Source organism: Streptomyces sp. LS1784 (assembly GCF_020103755.1).
Lineage (GTDB): Bacteria > Actinomycetota > Actinomycetes > Streptomycetales > Streptomycetaceae > Kitasatospora.
This window is the reverse complement of sequence record NZ_JAHSQD010000688.1, coordinates 1-3,866: the sequence shown is the minus strand read 5'-3', so window position 1 is coordinate 3,866 and position 3,866 is coordinate 1. Positions and strand designations below refer to the sequence as shown.

2 protein-coding genes and 1 pseudogene are annotated in these 3,866 nt (G+C 74.2%); all 3 read left to right on the top strand.

Features of this window, described 5'->3' with window-relative positions:
• Positions 1–934: hypothetical protein (locus KS423_RS40590; protein ID WP_308020307.1), on the top strand; the 934-nt coding region annotated here is incomplete at its 5' end.
• Positions 935–981: 47 nt separating this feature from the next.
• A complete protein-coding gene (locus tag KS423_RS40585; protein WP_224284743.1) occupies positions 982–2,853 on the top strand; it encodes an HSP90 family protein in 1,872 nt (623 codons plus the stop codon).
• Positions 2,853–3,866, top strand: a pseudogene (locus KS423_RS40580) (hypothetical protein); the annotation flags it as partial. The gene KS423_RS40585 and the pseudogene KS423_RS40580, both read left to right, overlap by 1 nt.

Sequence of the window (3,866 nt, the reverse complement as noted above, 5' to 3'; positions counted from 1 at the left end):
CAGCGCCGAGCCGCGGCTCGACCCGACGTACGGGGACGAGTCGGCGCGCCTGGCGCTCCGGCAGGCCGCCGCCGGGGACTGGGCCGCGCTGCGCCCCACGCTGGCCGCCGCCGACGGCGCCGAGCTGTCCTTCCTCGTCGGGGCGATGTCCGACGTGCCCCGGGTCGAGCAGTGGACGTCCCGCGCGCTGGCCGACACCCCGGACGACACCCTGCTGCTGTTGCTGTCCGGAGCCCGGCACGTCGTCTGGGGCTGGGAGGCCCGGACGGCTGCCCGGGCCAAGGACGTCACCGAGGAGGGGTGGAAGGTGTTCCACCAGCGCCTGGACGTCGCCGAGGAGCAGCTGCTGGAGGCCGCCGAACGCGAGCCGTCCTGGCACGCCCCCTGGAACTTCCTGCAGATGAGCGCCCTGGGCGCCTCACTCGGCCCGGAGGTCGCCGCCTGCCGCTTCGAGGCCGCGGTGCGCCGGGCGCCCGGGAACGCCGGCTCGCACCGGATCCGGCTGCAGCAGCTGAGCGCCAAGTGGGGCGGTTCGCACGAGGAGATGCACGAGTTCGCCCGCTCGGTGATGTTCGCCGCCCCCGAGGGCAGTCCCCTCGGTGAGCTGGTGGCACTCGCGCACCTGGAGCAGTGGCTGGCTCTCCCGGACGGAGAGGACCGCGCCTACCTGACCAGCCCGGCCGTGGTGGCCGGGCTCCAGGAGGCGGCCTTCCGGTCCGTCCTGCACCCCGACTTCGATCCGGTGCGCGGCTGGCAGGCGAGCTTCAACGCCTTCGCGATGGCCTTCTCCCTCGCCGACCAGCCCAAGACCGCGCGCCTGCTGTTCGACGCGCTGGACGGCTGCGTGACCGAGGCGCCCTGGCACTACCTGTCGCGCGATCCGGTCAAGGCCTTCCGTGCCCACCGCGACCGCTGCACCTCGTACTGGCGCTGAGCCGTACCCCACCACCGCCATCCACCCCGCGATCGAAAGAGCCTCCGGTGTCCCCTACCGACAACCCGACGAGTGCGCACACCTTCCAGGTGGACCTGCGCGGACTGGTGGACCTGCTCTCCCACCACCTCTACTCCAGCCCGCGGGTCTACCTGCGCGAGCTGCTGCAGAACGCGGTGGACGCGATCTCCGCCCGCCGCGCCCTCGACCCCGGGGCGCCGGCCACGATCACCGTCCGCGCCGACGACGTGCTGTCCGTCACCGACACCGGCATCGGCCTGACCGAGAAGGACGTCCACACCTTCCTCGCCACCATCGGCCGCAGCTCCAAGCGCGACGCCGACGGCCGGCTCGACGGCGCCGGGCTCGCCCAGGCCCGCGGCGACTTCATCGGCCAGTTCGGCATCGGCCTGCTCGCCTGCTTCGTGGTCGCCGACGAGATCACCGTGGTCACCCGCTCCGCCGCCACCCCGGACGCCCCGGCGATCGAGTGGCGCGGCAGCTCCGACGGCAGCTACACCATCCGCACCCTGCCCGCCTCGGCCAAGCCCGAGCCGGGCACCACCGTCACGCTGGCCCCGCGCGCCGACGCCGCCGAGTGGACCCGCCCCGGCCGGGTCCTCACCCTCGCCCGGGACTTCGGCAGCCTGCTGCGCCACGACGTCACCGTGATCGACGCGGGCGGCACCGAGCACCGGGTCAACCGCACCCCGCCGTGGGCCGAGCGCCACGCCTCCCCGCTGGCCAGGCGCGACGCGCTCACCGAGTACTGCCGCGCCGCCTTCGACTTCACCCCGCTCGACACCATCGAGCTGGACCTGCCGCTGGTCGGCCTGCGCGGCGTCGCGTACGTCCTGCCGGACGCCGCCCCGCCCTCGCGCCGCAACGGCCACCGGGTGCACCTCAAGGGCATGCTGCTCTCCGACCAGGCCGACGAACTGCTGCCGGACTGGGCGTTCTTCGTCCGCTGCGTCGTCGACACCGACGGGCTGCGCCCCACCGCCTCCCGCGAGGGCCTGTACGCCGACGAGACGCTCGCCGCCGTCCGGGACGCGCTCGGTGCCCGGATCCGCGACTGGCTGACCGGCCTGTCCGCGAGCGACCCGGCGCTGTTGCACCGCTTCCTGTCCGTCCACCACCTGGCCGTCAAGGAACTCGCCCGCTACGACGACGAGTTGCTGCGGATGATGCTGCCCTGGCTGCCGTTCGAGACCACCGACGGCAACGTCACCCTGGACGAGTTCGCCCGCAGCCACCCGGTGGTGCTGGTGACCCGGACGGTCGAGGAGTTCCGCCAGGTCGCCCCGATCGCCGGCGCCGCCGGGCTCGGCGTGGTCAACGGCGGCTACACGTACGACCACGACCTGGTGCACCGGCTGCCCGAGATCCGCCCCGGCGTCTCGGTCTCCGACCTCGACCCGGGCACCGTCACCGCGCACCTGGACACCGTCGACCCGGCCGTCGAGCTGGCCGCCAACGCCTTCCTGGCGATCGCCCGCGAGGTGGTCGGCCGGTTCGACTGCGACGTCGCGCTGCGCAGCTTCCACCCGACCAACGCGCCCGCCCTGCTGCTCGACAACCGGGAGGCCCGGCACGAGCGCACCCGGGCCCAACTCGCCGACGAGGCCGACGGGTTGTGGGCGGACATCCTCGGCTCGCTGCGCGCCGAGGTGCCCCGTGCCCAGCTGGTGCTCAACCACCTCAACCCGCTGGTGCGCCGCGCCGCCACCGTCACCGACCGCGAGCTGGCCGTCACCGCCGTCGAGGCGCTGTACGGGCAGGCCGTGCTGATGACCCGCCGCCCGCTCAAGGCCAGCGAGTCCGCCCTGCTCAACCGCTCGTTCATCAGCCTGCTCGACCACGCCATGCTCGGCCACGAGGCTGCCGGCTCCGGCCGCGACGGCGGGGCGGAGGCGTGATGCTGGACACCCCCGACGCGGTGATGGCCGCGCTGCGCGAGAACGACGCCCGCCCGTACGGCCGGACCAGGACCGTCACGGCCGAGGAACTCGTCGACGCCGCCGAGCAGTTCGACGACACCGGGGTCCGCTCGATGGCCCTGCTGGAGCTGATGGAGGCCTACGAGTACGACGGCGAGCGCAGCAAGGGCCCGGTCGTCTTCGCCCGCATCCTCAAGCTCTGGGACACCGACCCGGACGGCTTCGGCGAGTGGGCCCGGCACCAGGTGTTCTGGCGCTTCAAGTGGGTCGCCGACGCGCTCAAGGACACCCCGGACGTCCCCCTCGCGGCGATCGGACGCTGGCACACCGAGCTGCGCGACCGCTACCGCGCGGCCGGTCACGACCTCCAGCCGTACTACGCCCAGCGCTACCACCTGGCCGTGCAGACCGGTATCGACGTGCAGAACGCCTACGAGCTGTGGGCGGCCCGCCCGCGCTCCGAGCTGAGCGACTGCCACGCCTGCGAGACCCGCGCCCGTGCCCGGCACTTCCTCGCCGCCGGGGACGACGCCCGGGCGCTGGAGGTGCTCGCCCCGGTGCTGGACGGCCGCTCCGGCTGCGAGCAGGAGCCCTACCTCAGCCAGGCCACCGCGCTGCTCGCGCAGCTGCGTCAGGGCCGGCCGGACGAGGCCCGCTCCGGCCACCTCTGCGGCTACCGCCATGCCCGCGGCAAGGCCTCGATGCTGAGCGCGGTCGGCCTGCACGTCGAGTTCTGTGCGCTGTCCGGCAACGAGCCGCGCGGCCTGGAGCTGCTCGCCGAGAACCGCGCCCTGTTCACGGTCACCGGCGACCCGGCCGCCCGGCTGGACTTCCTGACCGGTGTCGAGGTGCTGGTCGCCCGGCTCGCCCGGGCCGGCCACGGCGAACTCGCCGTCAGCGGCCCGGCCGGCACGCCCTGGACGGTGGACTCCCTGCTCGCCCACGTGCGCGCCGAGGCCGACGCGCTGGCCGCCCGCTTCGACGCCCGCAAC